The sequence below is a fragment of the Mesorhizobium sp. C432A genome (genome assembly GCF_030323145.1).
Taxonomy (GTDB): domain Bacteria; phylum Pseudomonadota; class Alphaproteobacteria; order Rhizobiales; family Rhizobiaceae; genus Mesorhizobium.
Map to the genome: position 1 here is coordinate 1182546 of NZ_CP100470.1, position 17722 is coordinate 1200267.

Here is a 17722-nt window from a genome sequence, read left to right on the forward strand (position 1 = left end):
GGTTCGATGCCAACCGCCAGCCTGACCGCCATCCGTTCCTTCGTCGCCGCGCCGGAACCGTCACGGCCGGAGGAGGCCGTCGAAAGGCAGCGCGCCTTTGCCTTCAAGGGCGTGGAAAAGCGCTTTGGCGACAAGGTCGTGCTCGACGGCATCGATCTCGACGTGCCGGTCGGGCAGTTCGTTGCCGTCATCGGCAAGAGCGGCTGCGGCAAGAGCACGCTTTTGCGGCTGCTGGCCGGGCTCGACCGGCCGACGGCAGGATCGCTGACATTCGGGCCGGAAGCCAAGGCCGGCGCTGGCGAAGAGAGCCGCTTCATGTTCCAGGAGCCGCGGCTGTTGCCCTGGGCCAGCGTGGTGAAAAACGTCGAGGTCGGGCTGACCGGGCTTGCCACCGGTGCGGAAGCCAGGCGGCGCGCGCTCGCCATCCTGGGTGAAGTCGGCCTCGCCGACCGCGCCGACGAATGGCCCTCGGTGCTGTCGGGCGGCCAGAAGCAGCGCGTGGCGCTGGCGCGCGCCCTGATCGGCCAGCCTCGGATCCTGGCGCTCGACGAGCCGCTCGGCGCGCTCGATGCGCTGACCCGCATCGAAATGCAGCAGCTTCTGGAACGCATCTGGCTGGAGCAAAAATTCACCGCCGTGCTGGTCACGCATGACGTCGCCGAGGCGGTTGCGCTCGCCGACCGGGTGGTGGTGATCGACGAGGGCCGCATCGCGCTCGATCTCGACGTGTCGGTGGCGCGGCCGCGCCGGCGTGGTTCCGTCGAGCTTGCCAGGCTGGAGGGCAGGATTCTGGATCAGCTGTTCGGGTAGTGCTGTCGCGGGCAGGGCATTCTATCCGAACCGGATAGATAGGTAACAGAATGGACCGGCAATATGGGGTGGCTGTTTTCTTGCTCGCCGGGTTGGCTCTGTTTGCGACTGCGGGTTTGACCAGCGCCTTCCCCCACTCCGTCACCGCTTCGCGGCGCCACCTCTCCCCCCTCCGGAGGGAGAGGAAGGGAGCCAGCCCGCATAAGTTCGCGCCCTTGCATAGGCTCGCGCCTTTCCTCTCCCCCGTCGATCGGGGGAGAGGTGTCGAGCGAAGCTCGACGGAGTGGGAGTCGATCTGTGGCGGTCGACTTTCGTCGCAACTCACCCCCGCGAACGGCTCGCCCATACCAGCCCGGCGAAACCGACCAGCATGGTCACGATACCGATATAGAGCCATTGCGACTGGCCGGTCATGAAGCTGCCGCCGACCACGCCAATGCCTTGCAGCGACCACAGCGCGCCGATGGCCAGTACGATCAGAGCCAGCAGATATTTGAACAGTCTCATCGTTGGAATCCCTTTTCAAAGTCGATCGTCAACTGCGCCATGACCGTGATGACAGAGCGAAAGGACGGCGCCCAATCGCGCTCTCTTCTACTTGTACTATAACGTCCTGCCTTGCTCACGGAATCTGTGAAACAGCTCGCAATATCGCCGGCGATACGGCCGCGCCACACGAAAGATGCCTGACAAACTGTTTCCCAGCGACTCCAAACGTGTGCCGGTGCCACGGAACTGCCCGATGCTTGCCGCATTTCCCGCCTTATTCGGCACTTAACGGCTGGGGTCTGTCGAAAACGGAGCCAATCCCCCCAACATGAAGAAAACAAACCAGACCGCGCTTGTCGCGGTAACGATCGCGGCTGGCCTAATGGTCGGTGCATCCGCCTCCTCCGCCGCTGGCCAGTGCGGCCGCGCCTCCTGGTACGCACTGCATTCCAGGACCGCCAATGGCGAACGCATGAACCCGTCGGCGCTGACCGCCGCGCACCGCAGCCTGCCTTTCGGCACCAAGTTGAAAGTGACCAACCAGAATAATGGCCGCAGCGTCATCGTGCGCATCAACGACCGCGGCCCGTTCATCAAAGGGCGCGTGCTCGATCTGTCCAAGGGCGCCGCCGGCCAACTCGGCTTCATCGGCTCGGGCCATACCTCGGTGTGCATGGCGCGCGTCTAGATCTGTCCAAGTCCGGCCCGATCGGGCCGGACGCATCCTGCCCCGTTGTCCAACAGCCTTGCATTTTGCAGTGCACATTCAGCCGGCTCCAGCCGCCCACGCGGTTTCTCAAGGCCTTGGACGAAAGACTGGCATATGTCACGCCACGTGACGTATTGCATCGCAGCAATATCTTGTTAACCTCCGCGCGAGACATTCAAGGCTCGGCGCTGTCCGTCGTCCCTTCGGTCACGGCAGCTGCGGAGTACCTGATGTTCTACCAGCTCTACGAAATGAACCATGCCGCCCTGCAGCCCGCGCGGCTTTATGCCGATGCAGTGCGGCTGTTCTACACCAACCCGCTCAATCCGTTTTCGCATACGCCGTGGGGCCGCTCGGTCGCTGCCACCGCCGAACTGTTCGAGCGCACGACGCGCCGCTACAGCAAGCCGCATTTCGGCCTGAGCAAGACCGTGGTCGACTGGAAAAGCGTCGAGGTCAGCGAAAAGACGGTGTGGTCGCGGCCGTTCTGCAATCTCACCCGCTTCGAGCGGTCGGTGCCCGCCGGGCGCAAGGCCGACCCCAAGCTTCTCATCGTGGCGCCGATGTCGGGCCATTATGCGACGCTGCTGCGCGGCACGGTCGAGGCGATGCTGCCCTATGCCGACGTGCACATCACCGACTGGGTCGATGCCCGCATGGTGCCGGTGACCGACGGCCATTTCGACCTCGACGATTATATCGACTACATCATCGACATGCTGCATGCGCTGGGGCCGGACACCCATGTGATGGCGGTGTGCCAGCCTTCGGTGCCGGTGCTGGCGGCGGTGGCGCTGATGGAAAAGCGCGGCGATCCCTTCGTGCCCTCGACCATGACGTTGATGGGCGGGCCGATCGACACCCGCCGCAATCCGACCGCGGTCAATCTTCTGGCCAAGGAAAAGGGCATCGACTGGTTCCGCGACAACGTCATCATGCACGCGCCCTGGCCGGTGCCGGGCTTCGGCCGCGAAGTCTATCCGGGCTTCCTGCAGTTGTCGGGCTTCATGAGCATGAACCTCGACCGGCACATCACCGCCCACAAGGACTTCTTCATGCACCTGGTCAAGCATGACGGCGACAATGCCGAGAAGCACCGCGATTTCTACGACGAATATCTGGCGGTGATGGACCTGACGGCGGAATTCTATCTGCAGACCGTCGACACGGTGTTCGTGCGCCATGCGCTGCCCAAGGGCGAGATGACGCATCGCGGCGAGGTGGTCGACACCAAGGCGATCCGCAATGTCGCGCTGTTCACGGTCGAAGGCGAGAACGACGACATTTCCGGTCTCGGCCAGACCCAGGCCGCCCACGATCTCTGCCCCAACATCCCGGCTGACCGGCATGCGCATTACATGCAGCCGGCCGTCGGCCATTACGGCGTCTTCAACGGGTCGCGATTCCGCTCGGAAATCGTGCCGCGCATCGTCGATTTCATCACCAGCTACGGCCGCCAAACACGCGTAGCGGTGAAACCCAAGCTGGTCCGCTCCGCCAAAGGCTGAGGCTCGATCCGGCTGCAGCGTGCATTGCCCGCAAAAGCGGGGCGATTTTGCGCGCCACAGGCGTTCTGTTGCACAATAGACGCTGTTGGGCGGGCGCGGGTAACCATGCCGAAGAATCTGGCTCCCCCGATAATTGACACGGAGTGTAAATCCCCTTTAACCTTTCGTTAAGAACAAGGGCGAACGGGGACAATGACTTCCTCACCGATGGCACGGACGCTGCGCTTGTGGGCGGCAGCAGGGCTGGCGATCTCTGTGTGCTGGGCAGTGCCGGCACTTGCAGGCGGCGCCATGGCGACGGGCGGCATGACCTCGCAGCCGATCGGCCACTATGATTTCTGTAAAACCCAGCCCGGCGAATGCTCGATCCGGCCGAGCAACCTCAACCCCGCCGCGATGACCGACGCCTTCATGCGCAAGCTGATCAACGTGACGTCAAGGGTCAACGCCGCCGTCAAGCCGATGAGCGACTACGACATCTATGGCAAGGACGAGGTCTGGGCCTATCCCGACAAGGGCGTCGGCGATTGCGAAGACTATGTGCTGGAAAAGCGCCGCCAGCTCTCGCGCTCTGGCGTGTCGCTGGCCGATCTCTTGATCACCGTCGTGCGCAAGCCGGACGGCGAAGGCCATGCCGTGCTGACCGTGCGCACCGACAAGGGCGACTACGTCCTCGACAATCTGACCGACAAGGTGAAGATCTGGGACGCCACCGGCTATCGCTTCCTCAAGCGGCAGGCCATCGACAACACCGGCCGCTGGGTCTCGATCCGCGGCGGCCAGCAGGTACTGGTCGGCGCGGTTCAGTAAATAAGGACGATGCATGTGAGCGCGTCGCTGCGAACAGCTTCGTCGGAAGCCCGCGGCTAATAACTTTCACGAGATAACCGCAAGTCGGCGCTGCCCCTCATTGCCCTGCCGGGCATTTCTCCCCGTATATGACGGGGAGAAAGATGCTGCCATCGGTGATTTCGCCAATCGTCAACGTTGCAAAATAGTCGCCGGCAGGCGGATGAGGGCAGCGCTGCCCTCGAAATCTTATCTCTCGAAACGCCTCCTCAAAAAATTTCGCTACCTGCGTGAACCAAACCGTCTCCAGCGGCGACACACAGCCGTAAACAGAAACCCAACCATGGAGACTTCAAATGACTGCTTTCCTGCGTAATGCTTTCCTCGCCGCCATCGCGGTATCGTCCCTGGCCGGATCCGCTATGGCCGACCAGACCGGCTGCGCCAAGAACAACCAGTGGGGCAATCGCTGTTGCGATCTCACCTCGGACTGCCTGGGTGGCGGTCGCGGCGGCGATCATGACAGCAATGGCGGCCGTGGCGGCCAGGCCGGCGCGAAGTAATCTCGCTATATGCCCGCTGGCTAACGGCCGGCGGGCATCGCCTTCAGGATGAAATGCCGGCGCTATTGATGAGCATTCGTGGCCTTGGCGCCGCCCTACTTACGCCGCTCCAGTGCGGCCCGGATCGAGCCGGTGATGCGGGCAAGCTCGGCTTCGTCCAGCTTCTCGATGTTTTCGGCCAGGAGATTGGCCAACTCGGTGGCGGCAGGACTGAGGCCGGACGTATCGAGTCTCACCCGCGGATGTGAGGCCTCGGCCAGACGCGCCAGCTCTTCGGCATCGTCCCAGATGACGTTGAAATAGCCGATGATCTTCTGGATCAGCGTCCAGGTCGGCGCGCCGCGGCGGCCATGTTCCAGCGCCGACAAATAGGCGGCGCTGACTCCGATCGCCTGCGCCATGTCCTTCTGGCGCAAGCCGCGCTCGGCTCGAAGCGCCCGCAGTTTTTCGCCGAACGGCGTCATCAGCGGGTTCGCCTGAGTCGAACGTAGAGCGCGCCCGAACCGCCGTGGTTGCGGGCGGCGTGATCGTGGCTGGAGACCAGCGGCCGGAAGGCAGGCGTCGACAGCCAGGCAGGCACGGCGCGCCGCAAGACGCCGTCGCCGCCCGACGACGACCCCTTTCCCGTAATGACGAGGACATAGCGGATGCCGCCGGCATGGGCCCGGTGCAGGAACGAAAACAGCAGCGAATAGGCCTCGTCCTGGGTCATGCCATGCAGATCGACGCGGCCTTCGATCGGCAGCCGGCCCTTCTTCAGCTTGTCCAATGTCGGCTCGTCCAGCGCGTGCGATACATGCTGCGCCTTCGGCTTGGCGGCGAGGACCGGACCGACAGCGACCGGCGTCTGTGCCGGCTTGGGGTCGACGACGATGTCGGGAATCTCGACCGCGGTCCGGCCCTTCAGCGGTCGGGCGGTGCGCGCCACCAGGTTCCACAGCACCCGGTCGTCTTCGTTGAGTTTATCGGGGCGCTTGCTCATCGATTCGATTCCGAAACGAGAGCGCGTGGAACCAAGGCATAGAAATCGGCCGCATTGCGAACGACGCCGGCGATCTCGCCGGCCGCATCGCCGGAGCCGGCGAACAGATCGCCCCGCGCCGGTCCGGTGATGGCCGAGCCGGTGTCCTGCGCAATCATCAGCCGCCGGAACGGTTTTCCGTCGAAGGCGGTCAGCGACGGAGCGTCGATGTAGAAGGGGGTACCGAATGTGTGCCGCAGCCGGTCGACCGCGAGCGAACGGCCCGGCGTCAACGGCACCTTGGCGGCGGCGATAGGACCGAGTGCGGCATCGTCGACATCGGCTTCGCGAAAGAAGATATAGGAGCGGTTCTGCCAGAGGATCTCGTCGACGCGATCCGGATGCGCCCTGAACCAGGCGCGGATAGACTGCATCGTCACTTTTTCCAGTGGGATTTCGCCGAGTTCGGCGAGAATCTTCCCCGGACCGCTGAAACGTTGGCCGGATTTGGCGGCGTAGGTGACGCGGCAAAGCCGGCCGTCGGTCATCTTCAGCCTGGCCGCACCTTGCACATGGATGAAGAAGACGTCGACCTTGTCGGCAAGCCAGGCGATTTCCAGGCCTTGGCCGGCCAGCGCGCCTCTCTCGATCTCACTGCGGTCGAAATACTCCACCAGGCCCTGCGGCGTATCGCGGGCGAAGGCGAGATAGTCGTCCATCCCTCGAGGACGGTTGGCATCATCGATGTCGACGAGATCGGAAGGCCGCGCCAGCAGCGGCACCGTGAATTCATCCGTGCGCACTGGTGAGGCCTCGGCCTCGGGCTCGTAGAAGCCGGTGACCAGGCCGGGGTTTTCGGATCGAATCTGGACCGAGGCGAAATGGCGCTCGAAAAAAGCCTTGGCCGCCGACCGATTCGCCGGCGAAACGGTGCGCGCCTCGTCATAAGCGCCGGCAAACGCGTCGAACCGTACGCCCAACGAACCGGTGCGGTAGGGCTTGTTCAGGACATGAAAGGCCGAACGGCGGAAGGCTTCGAAAGCGGGCAGATGGTCATCGGAATTCCAACCGGGAAGATCATCGAAGGACTTTTCCACGAAAAGCGGCGAGAGCGACACCTCAGCCTCGCCACTGCCCATGTTTGCCTGCATGTCGCTATCCCAAAAAAGCTGCCCGCACCGGGCGACATGCATAGGCTCAGTCTTCTTCCTCGGTGGCGACCAGCTTCCAGTTCGGATCTCGCGAGCGTGTGTCGCGGGCGAAGGTCCAGACATCCTTGACCTCGGCCACCGTCTCGGGATCGCCATCGATGACCGCACCCGCCTTGTCGCGGGTCGCCGAAATCAGTTCGCTCACGATACGCAGCGTGATGTGGGCCTCGCCGCCCTTCATCTCGGCCGAGACGATGTCGGCCTTGTCGATGCCGACGAAGGAGGACTGGATCTTTTCGGCTTTCGCCTCGCGGTCGCCAATCGCGGCAACGAAGCCGTCAAAAACCTCGCGCGACAACAGGTTCTTCAGCGTTTTTCGGTCGCCATCGGCATAGGCCATGACAATCATCTCGTAGGCCATCTTGGCGCCGTCGACGAAGACTTTGGGGTCGAAGGAGGGATCATTGTCCTTGATCGCGCGCAGGCCCTTGTTGAGGTCGGTGTCGGGCTTGGCGAAGGCATCGATGGCCGCGTAGGTCTCGGCAGCCGTCTCGCCCGGCATGCGCTTGCGTGGCAGCGAAACCACATTTTCGGGCTTCTGGGTCGCGTCCTTCTCGGTGCGGCTGGCCGTGTACGGATCGAAGGGCGGGCGCTCGCTGCCCGTGCGGCGGCCAAGCACGTTGCGCAGCTGGAAAAAGATCACCACCGCCGCAATCAGAAAGAAAATGGTGCCGAAGTCGAAGAATCCCATATCTTTCGCCAATCAATCCCTGACCTGGCCGGGACCGCCAGCCAATCCGGGCGGCGGTCGCATGGCGTTAAACATGCAAAGCATATAGAACGCATGGCGCAATCATTCAAATCAAAGGCAGGCATACCTATCTAACGGCCTCAGTGCCAGCGGCGATTATGCGCCGCCCGGCAAACATGGAAACGATCGGTCAAGATTTGCGCATTTCCTTCCGTCCTCTGTTCCTGCTTGCGCTGCCGCTGCTGGAAATCGCCGGTTTCGTCATTGTCGGCCGCGAGGTCGGGGCGCTGGCGACGGTCGGTCTGGTGCTGGCTTCAAGCATTGCCGGCGTGCTTCTGCTCCGGCACCAGGGTTTTGGTGTCATGGCGCGGGTCCGCGCCGAGATGGCCGGCGGCGGCGACCCCAGCCGCCAGCTCGCGCATGGCGCCATGATCGTGGTCGCCGCCATCCTGTTGATCATCCCCGGCTTCATTACCGATATTGTCGGCCTGCTGCTGTTCCTGCCGCCGGTGCGCGACCTTGCCTGGCGCAGGCTCAAGGGCCGCATCGTCGTCGCGACCGATTTCACCGCCGGCGGTTTTCGCGGCAGGTCGCGCGACAAGGTCATCGACCTCGACGACCGCGACTATTCGCGCGAGGACGATTTCAAGCGCGGTCCCGACCATAACTCGCCGTGGCGCCGCCTGAAGGACGACTGAACGTCACCTTGCCAACGACTGACTATTGACCCCTTTCGGCCTGAAGGCGGCAAACCTTGTCTTGTCTTGCCGACCATGCTAGCCAACGCCCGATTTCAATTCGGTCAGCGCTGCTGTCCAGGCAAAAGGAACAAGGCTCATGGCCAGCAAAGATGACGCGCCGGTCGGCGCCGCCAACGGCAACGGCGAAACGGCGCAGCCGTCGCTCAACGTGCTTGCCCAGTATGTGAAGGACCTGTCCTTCGAAAGCCCCGGCGCGCCGAACTCGCTGCGCGGCCGCGACAAGGCCCCAGGCATTGCGATCAACGTCAATGTCAATGCCAACCCGCTCTCCGACAAGCAGTTCGACGTCAATCTGACCTTGAACGCCAAGGCGTCCTTCGACCAGGAAGTGCTGTTCAATGTCGAACTGGTCTATGGCGGCGTCTTCGCCATCGCCGGCTTCCCGCAGGAGCACATGCTGCCGATCCTGTTCATCGAATGCCCGCGGCTTTTGTTCCCGTTCGCCCGCCAGATCATCGCCGAAGCCACCCGCAATGGCGGCTTCCCGCCGTTGATGCTCGACCCGATCGATTTTGCACAGATGTTCCAGCAGAAGCTGGCCGAGGACCAGGCGGCATCGAAGGTCAAGGTGAGCTGAAGGCAAGCGTCACGCGCATGAGTTGAAAGCCCGGCTTCGTGCCGGGCTTTTAGTATACTGAGATGCTGGCGGGACAGCACCCCCCTCTGCCTTGCCAGGCATCTCCCCCTCAAGGGGGGAGATTGGCCGTCATCGCGACCTTCGCCAACTTTAGACGTTGCAGGAATGGGCTGGAGCGGCGAAGCTGCTGATCTCCCCCCTTGAGGGGGAGATGGCCGGCAGGCCAGAGAGGGGTGTGACGGAACGCTACCTCCGCGATCCGTTCACCCCGCCGCCACCTTCAGCCACAGCGCCTTTTCACCGAGCGTCGCCACCAGCCCCGCATGCGCCGCTCGCTCGCCCTCGGTCAGGCGCGGCGGCAGGGCGATTGGCCTGGCGGCGATCGAGATGTCGATATCGGCAACGTCGCCATTGCTGTTGAGCTGCACCACGACGGCGTCGAGGACAAGTGCGGCCTGCTTGCCGCCGATGAGTTCGATGTAGACTTCGGCCAGGAGCTCGGAATCGAGCAGCGCGCCGTGCTTGGTGCGGTGGCCGTTGTCGATGCCGTAGCGGCGGCAGAGCGCGTCGAGCGAATTGGGTCCCATAGGGTGCTTGCGCCGCGCCAGCGCCAGCGTGTCGACGACGCGCCCGGTGTCTATGGCCGGCTGGCCGAGCCGCCCGAATTCCGTGTTGAGGAAGCCGATGTCGAAATTGGCGTTGTGGGCGACGAGCTTGGCGCCGTCGGTGAAGGCGAGCCATTCCTCGGCGATTTCGGCAAAGGTCGGCTTGCCGACGAGGTCGGCGGCGCTGATGCCGTGCACGGCTTGCGCCTCGACATGGACGGCGCGCCCCTGCGGATTGATGAATTTGTGGAAGGTGCGGCCGGTCGGGAAGCGGTTGACCAGCTCGACGCCACCAAGCTCGATGATGCGGTCGTCGCGCATGTCGAGTCCGGTGGTTTCGGTATCGAAAATGATCTCACGCATAGAATCAACCCACTCCTGGAGGAGTAGAATCATGGAGCGGAACAAAATGGCAATGGGCAATGCCGACAGCCTGCCGTCAGGAGCCTGATGGGCGCGACTTATCCCCCAGGAGTTAGCAGGCAAGCTCAGCGTCCTGAGAGCTCGGCAATGATCGCGCCGACCGCGGCGCGGGCGGCGTCCATGCCTTCACCGGTGTCGATGACGAAATCGGCCTGCCGGCGTTTTTCGGCATCGGGCACCTGCTTGGCCAGGATGGCCGCCAGCTTTTCCTCGCTCATATCAGGACGCGCCAGCACGCGGGCGCGCTGGATATCGGCCGGCGCGGTCACGACAACGACCTTGTCGACACGGTTGCGGCCGCCGGTTTCGAACAGCAGCGGTATGTCGAGCACGACGAGCGGCGCGGCGGCGGCGCGGTGCCTTGCCAGAAAGGCGTCGGCATCGGCCCGCACCAGCGGATGAACGATCGCCTCCAATGTCTTCAGCGCGGCGGCGTTGCCGATCACGCGGCGCGCCAACTCGGTGCGGTCGACCGAACCGGCAATCACGGTGCCGGGAAAGGCCGCCTCGACGAGAGGTGCTGCCTTGCCGGCATAGAGGCGATGCACGGTCTCGTCGGAATCATGCACCGGCACGCCGGCGTCGACGAACATCTTCGCCGTGGTCGACTTGCCCATGCCGATCGATCCGGTGAGGCCAAGCACGATCATCATTTGGCGCCCATCATTTGCAACCCATCATTTGGCGAGGATGTCGGCGACGATCATCTGCCGCAGTTCGGCAGTGACCTGCGGCATCTTGCCGAACCAGCGTTCGAAACCGGGCACAGCCTGGTGCAACAGCATGCCGAGCCCGTCGACCGTCTTCAAATTTCTCGCGCGGGCAGCGGCAAGCAGCGGTGTTTCCAGCGGCACATAGACGATGTCTGCGACAATGGCGTGAGCTGGCAGGCCGGCCGGATCGGCGGCCAGCGTCGCATCGCCATGCATGCCAAGTGCCGTCGTGTTGATCAGCAAGCCGGCATCGCCAAGCAAGTCGCCGACCGCGCCATGCGCCGAGACGCCGGCCCCGAAGCGGTCGGCGAGTTCCTGCGCCCGCGCCAATGTGCGGTTGACGATGCGGATATCTTTGATGCCGCGCACTTTAAGCGCGTGGATGACCGCGCGCGACGCGCCACCGGCGCCGAGCACCACGGCCGGAGCGTTTCTCTCCCAGCCCGGGGCATGCTCGTCGAGATTGCCGGCAAAGCCGATCCAGTCCGAATTGCCGCCCCACAGCACGCCGTCGTCCAGCCACAGCATGTTGACCGCGCCGATCATCTCCGCCGCCTCGTCGCGGCGCTCGACCCGGGCAAAGGCGACTTCCTTGTGTGGAATGGTGACGTTGCCGCCCTGATAGCCATTGGCCGGGAGGGAAGAGAGGAACTCGGGAAAATCGGCCGGCGCGACATCGATCGCATGATAGCTGCCGTCGATGCCGTATGTGTTCAGCCAATAGCCGTGGATCTTCGGCGAGCGCGAATGCGCGATCGGATGGCCGGTGACGAAAGCTTTTTTCTCAACCATCGATGGCTCCGAGCGCACGCAATTCCGCCAGCACCGGTAACAGCGGCAGGCCGACAATGGTGAAATAATCGCCTTCGATCTTTTCGAACAGCTGGATGCCTTCGCCCTCGATCTGGTAGGCGCCGACGCTCGACAACGCCTTGGCGCCGACGCGGGCCAGATGCCGGCCGATGAAGGCCGGATCGAGCTTGCGCATGGTAAGGCTGGCGATGCCGACGTGACGCCACAGCACCTTGCCGTTGCGGCAGAGCACGGCGGCGCTGTTCAGCTGATGCGTCTTGCCCGACAGCGCCAACAGATGGCGGCGGGCGCCTTCCATGTCGGCCGGCTTGTGGAACACTTCATCTTCCAGTGACAAAGTCTGGTCGCAGCCGAGCACCAGGGCGCCCGGTCTGCGTTCGCTGACCTCGGTCGCCTTGGCTTCGGCGAGTATCAGGGCGACATCTTCCGGCGACACACCGCTGTCCTGCAACGGCGCCTCGAGCGCACGCTCGTCGACATCGGCAGGCACCGCTTCGATGCCGAGCCCGGCATTGATGAGCATTGCTTTGCGGAACGGGCTGCCGGAGGCAAGGATGATTTTTTCGGTCATGGGTTCTGGGCCTGGTCGATAGTGGTCGATTGGGGCAGGAGGTCGCGTTGCCATCCCATCATCTATTCTTCCCCCGCAGGGCAACAATGGCTGCCGCGGTCTCTTCGATCGAACGGCGGCTGACGTCTATCATCGGCCAATTGTGGCGGGTGCAGATCTGGCGGGCATAGGCGAGCTCTTCGGCGATCGAGGCACGGTCGACATAATCGGTCGCTTCGTAGGTGCTGCTGTTGCCGAGCACGCGGTTCTGCCGGACATGCGAGATGCGTTCGGCGGTGGCGATCAGCCCGACGATCAGCGGCTTGGTGGCAGCGACCAGGCTTTCGGGCACCGGCACGCCGAGCACGATCGGGATGTTGGCGGTCTTGATGCCGCGGTTGGCGAGATAGATGCTGGTCGGCGTCTTCGATGTCCTGGAAATGCCGATCAGCACCACATCCGCGTCGTCCATATTGAGCGGCAGCTGGCCGTCATCATGCTCCATGGTGAAATTGAGTGCGTCGATACGGTGGAAATAATCGGCGTCGAGCACATGCTGGGCGCCGACGCGGCGGCCGGCCGGCGTGCCGAGATAGGACTGGAAGACGGTGAGGACCGGCTCCAGCACCGAAACACAGGGTAGCCCCATGGTGGCGCAGCGCTCGTCAATGCCGCGCGCCAGCTTCTGGTCGACGACGGTGTAGAGGATGATGCCCGGTTCCTCCTCTATGTCCTCGAAGACTTTCGCCACCTGCTTTTCGGTGCGGATGAGCGGATAGATATGCTCGATGGCGCGCGCATCCTTGTATTGCGCCGAGGCGGCTCGGCCGGCCGCCAGCAGCGTCTCGCCGGTGGCGTCGGAAATCAGGTGCAGGTGAAAGAAGCTCTGGGGTTTGTTCACAGGGGGCGCCTCAGGCTGTGGGCTTGTGTGGATAAACCGGGGCCGCAAAGGCGACCGGCTGGAGGCGACTGTATCAGAAGGCCAGTTGTCCACAATTCGATGCGCTGTCAGCTTCACTGTGCGGTTGGGGACAAATCTGGGGACGGGCGTTTTTGCCAGCGCTTCATCCACAGAGGCGGTTTTTCAGCGGCTACGTCAAACCATTGACTCCAGTGATGGAATCCTGGTCATCCACACTCTTTGCCAATCCCGCGGAAGAAACACGCGACAAAATGCTGGCTGGCCTTTTCCAGGGCAAAGCGGGACAGGTGACAACCACCGATACCAACAGACTCTTAGAATCAGAAGATTCTAGAAATAGACTATTTAATTATAGAGAAGGCAGGGAAGAGAGCGCTCAATGCCCGAGAACCGCATCGTGCTGGACGTGCTGAGAGGCGAGGCAGTGTTTCCGCCGCCGCTCTGGATGATGCGCCAGGCCGGGCGCTATTTGCCGGAGTACCGCGAGACCAGAAAGCGCGCCGGGTCCTTTCTCGACCTTTGCTACAATCCTGATCTGGCCGTCGAAGTGACGCTGCAGCCGATCGAGCGCTTCGGCTTCGATGCCTCGATCCTGTTCTCGGACATTCTGGTCGTGCCGCATGCGCTGGGACGCGATGTCCGCTTCGAGGAGGGCCGCGGGCCGCTGCTGACGCCAATCACTGCAGCTGAGATTTCGGCTCTCAACAGTGAAACGTTTCACGTGAATCTCGAACCGGTCTACGAGACGGTTCGCCGGCTGCGGGCAAGATTGCCTGACGAGACCACGCTGATCGGCTTCTGCGGCGCGCCGTGGACGGTGGCGACCTACATGATAGCTGGCCACGGCACACCCGACCAAGCGCCGGCGCGGCTGTTTGCCTATCGCGAACCGACGGCCTTCAAGCATCTCCTGAAAGTGCTCGCCGATCACTCCGCGGCCTATTTGATCCGCCAGATCGAAGCCGGTGCCGACGTGGTGCAGATTTTCGATTCCTGGTCCGGCGTGCTTGATGATGCGTCTTTCGAGCAGTTCTGCGTGGAGCCGGTGGCGGAGATTGTCGGCCAGGTTCGTGCGGTTCATCCCGATGTACCGATCATCGGCTTTCCCAAGGGCGCCGGCGCCCGCTACGAGACCTATCGTGAGAAGACCGGTGTGACGGGGCTGGGGATCGACTGGACCGTGCCCCTGGCGGCTGCGAACGAACTGCAGCATTCAGGGGCGGTCCAGGGCAATCTCGATCCCTTGCGCCTGGTGGCCGGCGGCAAAGCCCTGTCGGACGGCGTCGATGCGATCCTCAAGGCGCTGGGAGACGGACCGCTGATCTTCAATCTCGGCCATGGCATCACGCCGGAGACGCCGGTGGCACATGTCGAGGCGATGGTGAAGCAGGTGCGGAGCGCGACACGCTGATGGCTCAATCGGATAATACGGGCGGCAACAGCACTCGTGGGGCGATGATGCGCATGACCATCGGCATCGGAGTGCTGGTTGTTCTCACCGCACTTTTGTTTTTCTTTGCGCCTGAGGGTTTCTATCCCTGGGCGAAGGCAATCCATCTCCTGGCCGTCATCTCCTGGATGGCCGGCATGCTCTATCTGCCGCGATTGCTGGTCTACCACGCCGACGCAGAGAAGGGGTCCGTCCAATCGGAGACCTTCAAGGTGATGGAGCGGCGTCTGCTGCGCGGCATCATCAATCCGGCGATGATCGTCACCTGGGTGTTCGGGCTTTGGCTCGCCTGGAAAGTGTTTGGCTTTCACGGCGGCTGGCTGCACGCCAAGATAGGCTTGGTGCTGTTGCTGTCGGGCGTGCATGGCTATCTGGCCGGTGCTGTCAGGAAATTCGCCGAGGACCGCAATGAAAAACCGGCGCGGCACTGGCGAATCGTCAACGAGATCCCCACATTGCTGATGATCGCCATCGTCATCCTGGTTGTCGTCAAGCCGTTCTAGGCCCATTTCGGTCGACAAAACGCAGCTTGCTCTTTCCCCCGACCGACGATAAAAGACGGGTCTTCCTTCCCGTCATGCGCCGCCCTTGATTGCTTTCGGCCGCGCCCGGCATTTATCGCATCCAGCCGATATATTTCCCCAAAGCAGATTCAGAGTCCGTCTATGCAAGAAATGAAACTCGCAGAGTTCAAGAACAAGAAGCCGCCAGAGCTGATCGCCTATGCCGAATCGCTCGAAGTGGAAAACGCCAGCGTCATGCGCAAGCAGGAACTGATGTTTGCCATCCTGAAGAAACTGGCCGCCCAGGACGTCGAGATCATCGGCGATGGTGTGGTCGAGTTGCTGCAGGACGGTTTCGGCTTCCTGCGCTCAGCCAACGCCAATTATCTGCCGGGTCCCGACGATATCTACATCTCGCCCTCGCAGATCCGCCGCTTCTCCTTGAAGACCGGCGATACCGTCGAAGGCCCGATCCGCAGCCCAAAAGAGGGCGAGCGCTATTTCGCCCTTCTCAAGGTCAACACGATCAATTTCGACGATCCCGAAAAGATCCGTCACAAAATCCATTTCGACAATCTGACGCCGCTCTATCCGACCAAGCGGCTGAAGATGGAGATCGACAATCCGACCGGCAAGGACATCTCGTCGCGGGTGATCGACCTGGTGGCGCCGATCGGTAAGGGACAGCGCGCGCTCATCAACGCGCAGCCGCGTACCGGTAAAACGGTGCTGATGCAGAATATCGCCCACTCGATCACGGCCAATCATCCGGAATGCTATCTGATCGTACTTCTGATCGACGAACGGCCAGAAGAAGTGACCGACATGCAGCGTTCGGTGAAGGGCGAGGTCGTGTCCTCGACCTTTGACGAACCGGCGGTGCGCCACGTCCAGGTCGCCGAAATGGTCATCGAAAAGGCCAAGCGCCTGGTCGAGCATGGCCGCGACGTCGTTATTCTGCTCGATTCGATCACCCGCCTCGGCCGTGCCTACAACACCGTCGTGCCGTCCTCCGGCAAGGTGCTGACCGGCGGTGTCGACGCCAACGCGCTGCAGCGGCCGAAGCGCTTCTTCGGCGCGGCCCGCAACATCGAGGAAGGCGGCTCGCTGACCATCATCGCCACCGCGCTGATCGACACCGGCAGCCGCATGGACGAAGTCATCTTCGAAGAGTTCAAGGGCACCGGCAACTGCGAAATCCAGCTCGACCGCAAGGTCGCCGACAAGCGCATCTACCCGGCCATGGACATTTTGAAGTCCGGCACCCGCAAGGAAGACCTGCTGGTCTCCAAGCAGGATCTGCAGAAGATCTTCGTCCTGCGCCGCATCCTGGCGCCGATGGGAACCACGGATGCGATCGAGTTCCTGATCGACAAGCTGAAGCAGACCAAGACCAACGCCGATTTCTTCGATTCGATGAACACGTAAGCTTCTCGTCGGCCATCGTTTCGTATTGAAGCCCCGTTCCGGGAACTGGGACGGGGTTTTTCATGGCGGGGGCAAACAGGTCGCATTTCCGACAGGGCGTGGCCTTGGGCGGCAATTTCCATAGCTGTCGTCATGCGAGTAATCGCGTCTCGAAGATCGGAAGCCGCATGGAGAAAACAATCCCGACCCTGATCGGCTTCTCGGCCATCCTGACATGGTCCTTCCTGGCGCTGCTTTCGACGGCGGCGGGACCGATTCCGCCCTTTCAGCTGGCGGCGATGACGTTTCTGCTTGGCGGGTTGGTCGGCGCGTCGAGCTGGCTTGTCCGTCCGGCGGCGATCAAGTCGCTGCGCCAGCCGTGGCAGGTCTGGGCGCTCGGCACAGCGGGGCTGTGCATCTACCACTGCGCCTATTTCTTCGCCATCCAGTCGGCGCCGCCGGTCGAGGTCAGCCTGATCGCCTATCTCTGGCCGTTGCTGATCGTCGTCTTTGCCGCCTTCCTGCCTGGAGAAAAGCTGAGGGCCCATCACATTGCCGGCGTCATGCTCGGCCTTGCCGGCGCCATTGTGGTGATCACCAAGGGCGGCACGATCGGACTGGCCAATGGTGTGATGAAGGGGCATGTCATCGCGCTGTTCTGCGCTTTCATCTGGGCCGGCTATTCGGTTTTATCGCGCCGCTTTGGCAAGGTGCCGACCGATGTGGTCGTCGGTTACTGCTTCATCACGGCTGCGGTCGCCTTGGTGCTGCACCTCACCCTTGAGACCACCGTCTGGCCACAGACGGCGACGGAGTGGAGCGCCATCTTCATCTTGGGCGTAATACCGCTAGGCGCCGGCTTTTACGCCTGGGACTATGGCTGCAAGCACGGGGACATCATGATCCTCGGCGCCCTCTCCTACGCGGCGCCCCTCTTCTCGGTCATCGTGCTTCTGCTGGCAGGCTTTGGTGTGTTTCACTGGTCGGTGGCTGTTGCTTGCATCCTGATCACGGTCGGAGCGGTGGTCGCGGCCAAGGATTTGCTGTTCGCGCCGCGGCCGCCATCCATTGATGTGACGCGGCTTCCTTCGGCCTTGGACGGAAACGCGGGTTGCCGGGGTCGTAACAGCGGCTCGGTTCCTACGGATCCGGCCCCACGGGCAGGATAGCCGGTACATAGCTCCGGTCTGCCGGTCTGCGGCCGGATGCCAGTGGCAATGTTAAGTCGATTCGCATCCGTTCCGATCGCGGAGACGACCGGCGTGAC

General features: G+C 62.8%; 21 protein-coding genes. 11 read left to right on the forward strand and 10 right to left on the reverse strand.

The window, feature by feature from the left end; genetic code table 11:
- Positions 1–6: 6 nt before the first annotated feature.
- On the forward strand, positions 7–810 hold the full coding sequence (locus NLY33_RS05625) for an ATP-binding cassette domain-containing protein (RefSeq protein ID WP_023702437.1): 804 nt from the start codon (positions 7–9) through the stop codon (positions 808–810).
- Positions 811–1131: 321 nt separating this feature from the next.
- Here the strand turns inward: NLY33_RS05625 and NLY33_RS05630 are convergent, their stop codons facing one another.
- Complete coding sequence (locus tag NLY33_RS05630) at positions 1132–1317, reverse strand: hypothetical protein (protein WP_023702438.1); 186 nt, start codon at positions 1315–1317, stop codon at positions 1132–1134.
- Positions 1318–1627: 310 nt separating this feature from the next.
- Between NLY33_RS05630 and NLY33_RS05635 the strand changes: the two genes are divergently transcribed.
- The 4 genes from NLY33_RS05635 (at position 1628) to NLY33_RS05650 (ending at position 4868) form a co-directional block, all read left to right on the forward strand.
- Positions 1628–1987 (forward strand): septal ring lytic transglycosylase RlpA family protein, encoded by a 360-nt coding sequence (locus tag NLY33_RS05635; protein ID WP_023672096.1) that lies wholly within the window; start codon positions 1628–1630, stop codon positions 1985–1987.
- Positions 1988–2238: 251 nt separating this feature from the next.
- Entirely contained in the window at positions 2239–3516 is a 1278-nt protein-coding gene (locus NLY33_RS05640) for a polyhydroxyalkanoate depolymerase (RefSeq protein ID WP_023687587.1), read from the forward strand.
- A gap of 192 nt (positions 3517–3708) precedes the next feature.
- Positions 3709–4326, forward strand: coding sequence for a transglutaminase-like cysteine peptidase (locus NLY33_RS05645; RefSeq protein ID WP_023706944.1), 618 nt, complete (start codon positions 3709–3711; stop codon positions 4324–4326).
- Between the two features lie 335 nt (positions 4327–4661).
- Positions 4662–4868 carry a hypothetical protein gene (locus NLY33_RS05650; protein ID WP_023706943.1) on the forward strand — a complete coding sequence of 69 codons (207 nt, stop codon included), beginning with the start codon at positions 4662–4664 and terminating at the stop codon, positions 4866–4868.
- A 95-nt stretch (positions 4869–4963) separates the two neighbouring features.
- Here NLY33_RS05650 and NLY33_RS05655 read toward each other — a convergent pair whose 3' ends face one another.
- From NLY33_RS05655 to NLY33_RS05670, 4 genes are all read right to left on the reverse strand, one after another.
- Complete coding sequence (locus NLY33_RS05655; RefSeq protein WP_023672100.1) at positions 4964–5332, reverse strand: helix-turn-helix domain-containing protein; 369 nt, start codon at positions 5330–5332, stop codon at positions 4964–4966.
- Complete coding sequence (locus tag NLY33_RS05660; protein ID WP_023672101.1) at positions 5332–5850, reverse strand: Smr/MutS family protein; 519 nt, start codon at positions 5848–5850, stop codon at positions 5332–5334. Before NLY33_RS05660 ends, NLY33_RS05655 begins: the two co-directional genes overlap by 1 nt.
- Entirely contained in the window at positions 5847–6947 is a 1101-nt protein-coding gene (gene mltA / locus NLY33_RS05665; protein WP_023706942.1) for a murein transglycosylase A, read from the reverse strand. Before mltA ends, NLY33_RS05660 begins: the two co-directional genes overlap by 4 nt.
- A 79-nt stretch (positions 6948–7026) precedes the next feature.
- Complete coding sequence (locus tag NLY33_RS05670; protein WP_023672103.1) at positions 7027–7731, reverse strand: Tim44/TimA family putative adaptor protein; 705 nt, start codon at positions 7729–7731, stop codon at positions 7027–7029.
- Between the two features lie 197 nt (positions 7732–7928).
- On the opposite strand from NLY33_RS05670, the gene NLY33_RS05675 reads away from it, so the two are divergent.
- Together NLY33_RS05675 and secB are read left to right on the forward strand one after the other, a co-directional pair.
- Entirely contained in the window at positions 7929–8429 is a 501-nt protein-coding gene (locus NLY33_RS05675; protein WP_023706941.1) for an FxsA family protein, read from the forward strand.
- A gap of 139 nt (positions 8430–8568) precedes the next feature.
- Positions 8569–9069, forward strand: coding sequence for a protein-export chaperone SecB (secB, locus tag NLY33_RS05680; protein WP_023672105.1), 501 nt, complete (start codon positions 8569–8571; stop codon positions 9067–9069).
- A gap of 263 nt (positions 9070–9332) precedes the next feature.
- On the opposite strand, the gene dnaQ is transcribed toward secB, so the two are convergent.
- The 5 genes from dnaQ to NLY33_RS05705 form a co-directional block, all read right to left on the reverse strand.
- Entirely contained in the window at positions 9333–10037 is a 705-nt protein-coding gene (gene dnaQ, locus NLY33_RS05685) for a DNA polymerase III subunit epsilon (protein WP_023672106.1), read from the reverse strand.
- A 125-nt stretch (positions 10038–10162) separates the two neighbouring features.
- Positions 10163–10747: a dephospho-CoA kinase gene (gene coaE / locus NLY33_RS05690; RefSeq protein ID WP_031196671.1), complete on the reverse strand. Its 585-nt coding sequence runs from the start codon at positions 10745–10747 to the stop codon at positions 10163–10165.
- A gap of 27 nt (positions 10748–10774) precedes the next feature.
- Positions 10775–11602 (reverse strand): shikimate dehydrogenase, encoded by an 828-nt coding sequence (locus NLY33_RS05695; RefSeq protein ID WP_023706940.1) that lies wholly within the window; start codon positions 11600–11602, stop codon positions 10775–10777.
- The gene (locus NLY33_RS05700) at positions 11595–12194 is read right to left on the reverse strand and encodes a Maf-like protein (protein ID WP_023706939.1); all 600 of its coding nucleotides are present in this window, start codon (positions 12192–12194) and stop codon (positions 11595–11597) included. The genes NLY33_RS05695 and NLY33_RS05700 overlap by 8 nt, the downstream gene beginning before the upstream one ends.
- A gap of 58 nt (positions 12195–12252) precedes the next feature.
- Entirely contained in the window at positions 12253–13191 is a 939-nt protein-coding gene (locus NLY33_RS05705; protein ID WP_460222828.1) for a pyruvate, water dikinase regulatory protein, read from the reverse strand.
- 283 nt (positions 13192–13474) lie between these two features.
- Between NLY33_RS05705 and hemE the strand changes: the two genes are divergently transcribed.
- The 4 genes from hemE (at position 13475) to yddG (ending at position 17624) form a co-directional block, all read left to right on the forward strand.
- Positions 13475–14506, forward strand: coding sequence for a uroporphyrinogen decarboxylase (gene hemE / locus NLY33_RS05710; protein WP_023706938.1), 1032 nt, complete (start codon positions 13475–13477; stop codon positions 14504–14506).
- Positions 14506–15048 carry a protoporphyrinogen oxidase HemJ gene (gene hemJ, locus NLY33_RS05715; protein WP_023706937.1) on the forward strand — a complete coding sequence of 181 codons (543 nt, stop codon included), beginning with the start codon at positions 14506–14508 and terminating at the stop codon, positions 15046–15048. Before hemE ends, hemJ begins: the two co-directional genes overlap by 1 nt.
- A gap of 162 nt (positions 15049–15210) precedes the next feature.
- Complete coding sequence (gene rho / locus NLY33_RS05720) at positions 15211–16476, forward strand: transcription termination factor Rho (RefSeq protein WP_023672113.1); 1266 nt, start codon at positions 15211–15213, stop codon at positions 16474–16476.
- 167 nt (positions 16477–16643) lie between these two features.
- A complete protein-coding gene (gene yddG / locus NLY33_RS05725; protein ID WP_023706936.1) occupies positions 16644–17624 on the forward strand; it encodes an aromatic amino acid exporter YddG in 981 nt (326 codons plus the stop codon).
- Positions 17625–17722 lie beyond the last annotated feature (98 nt).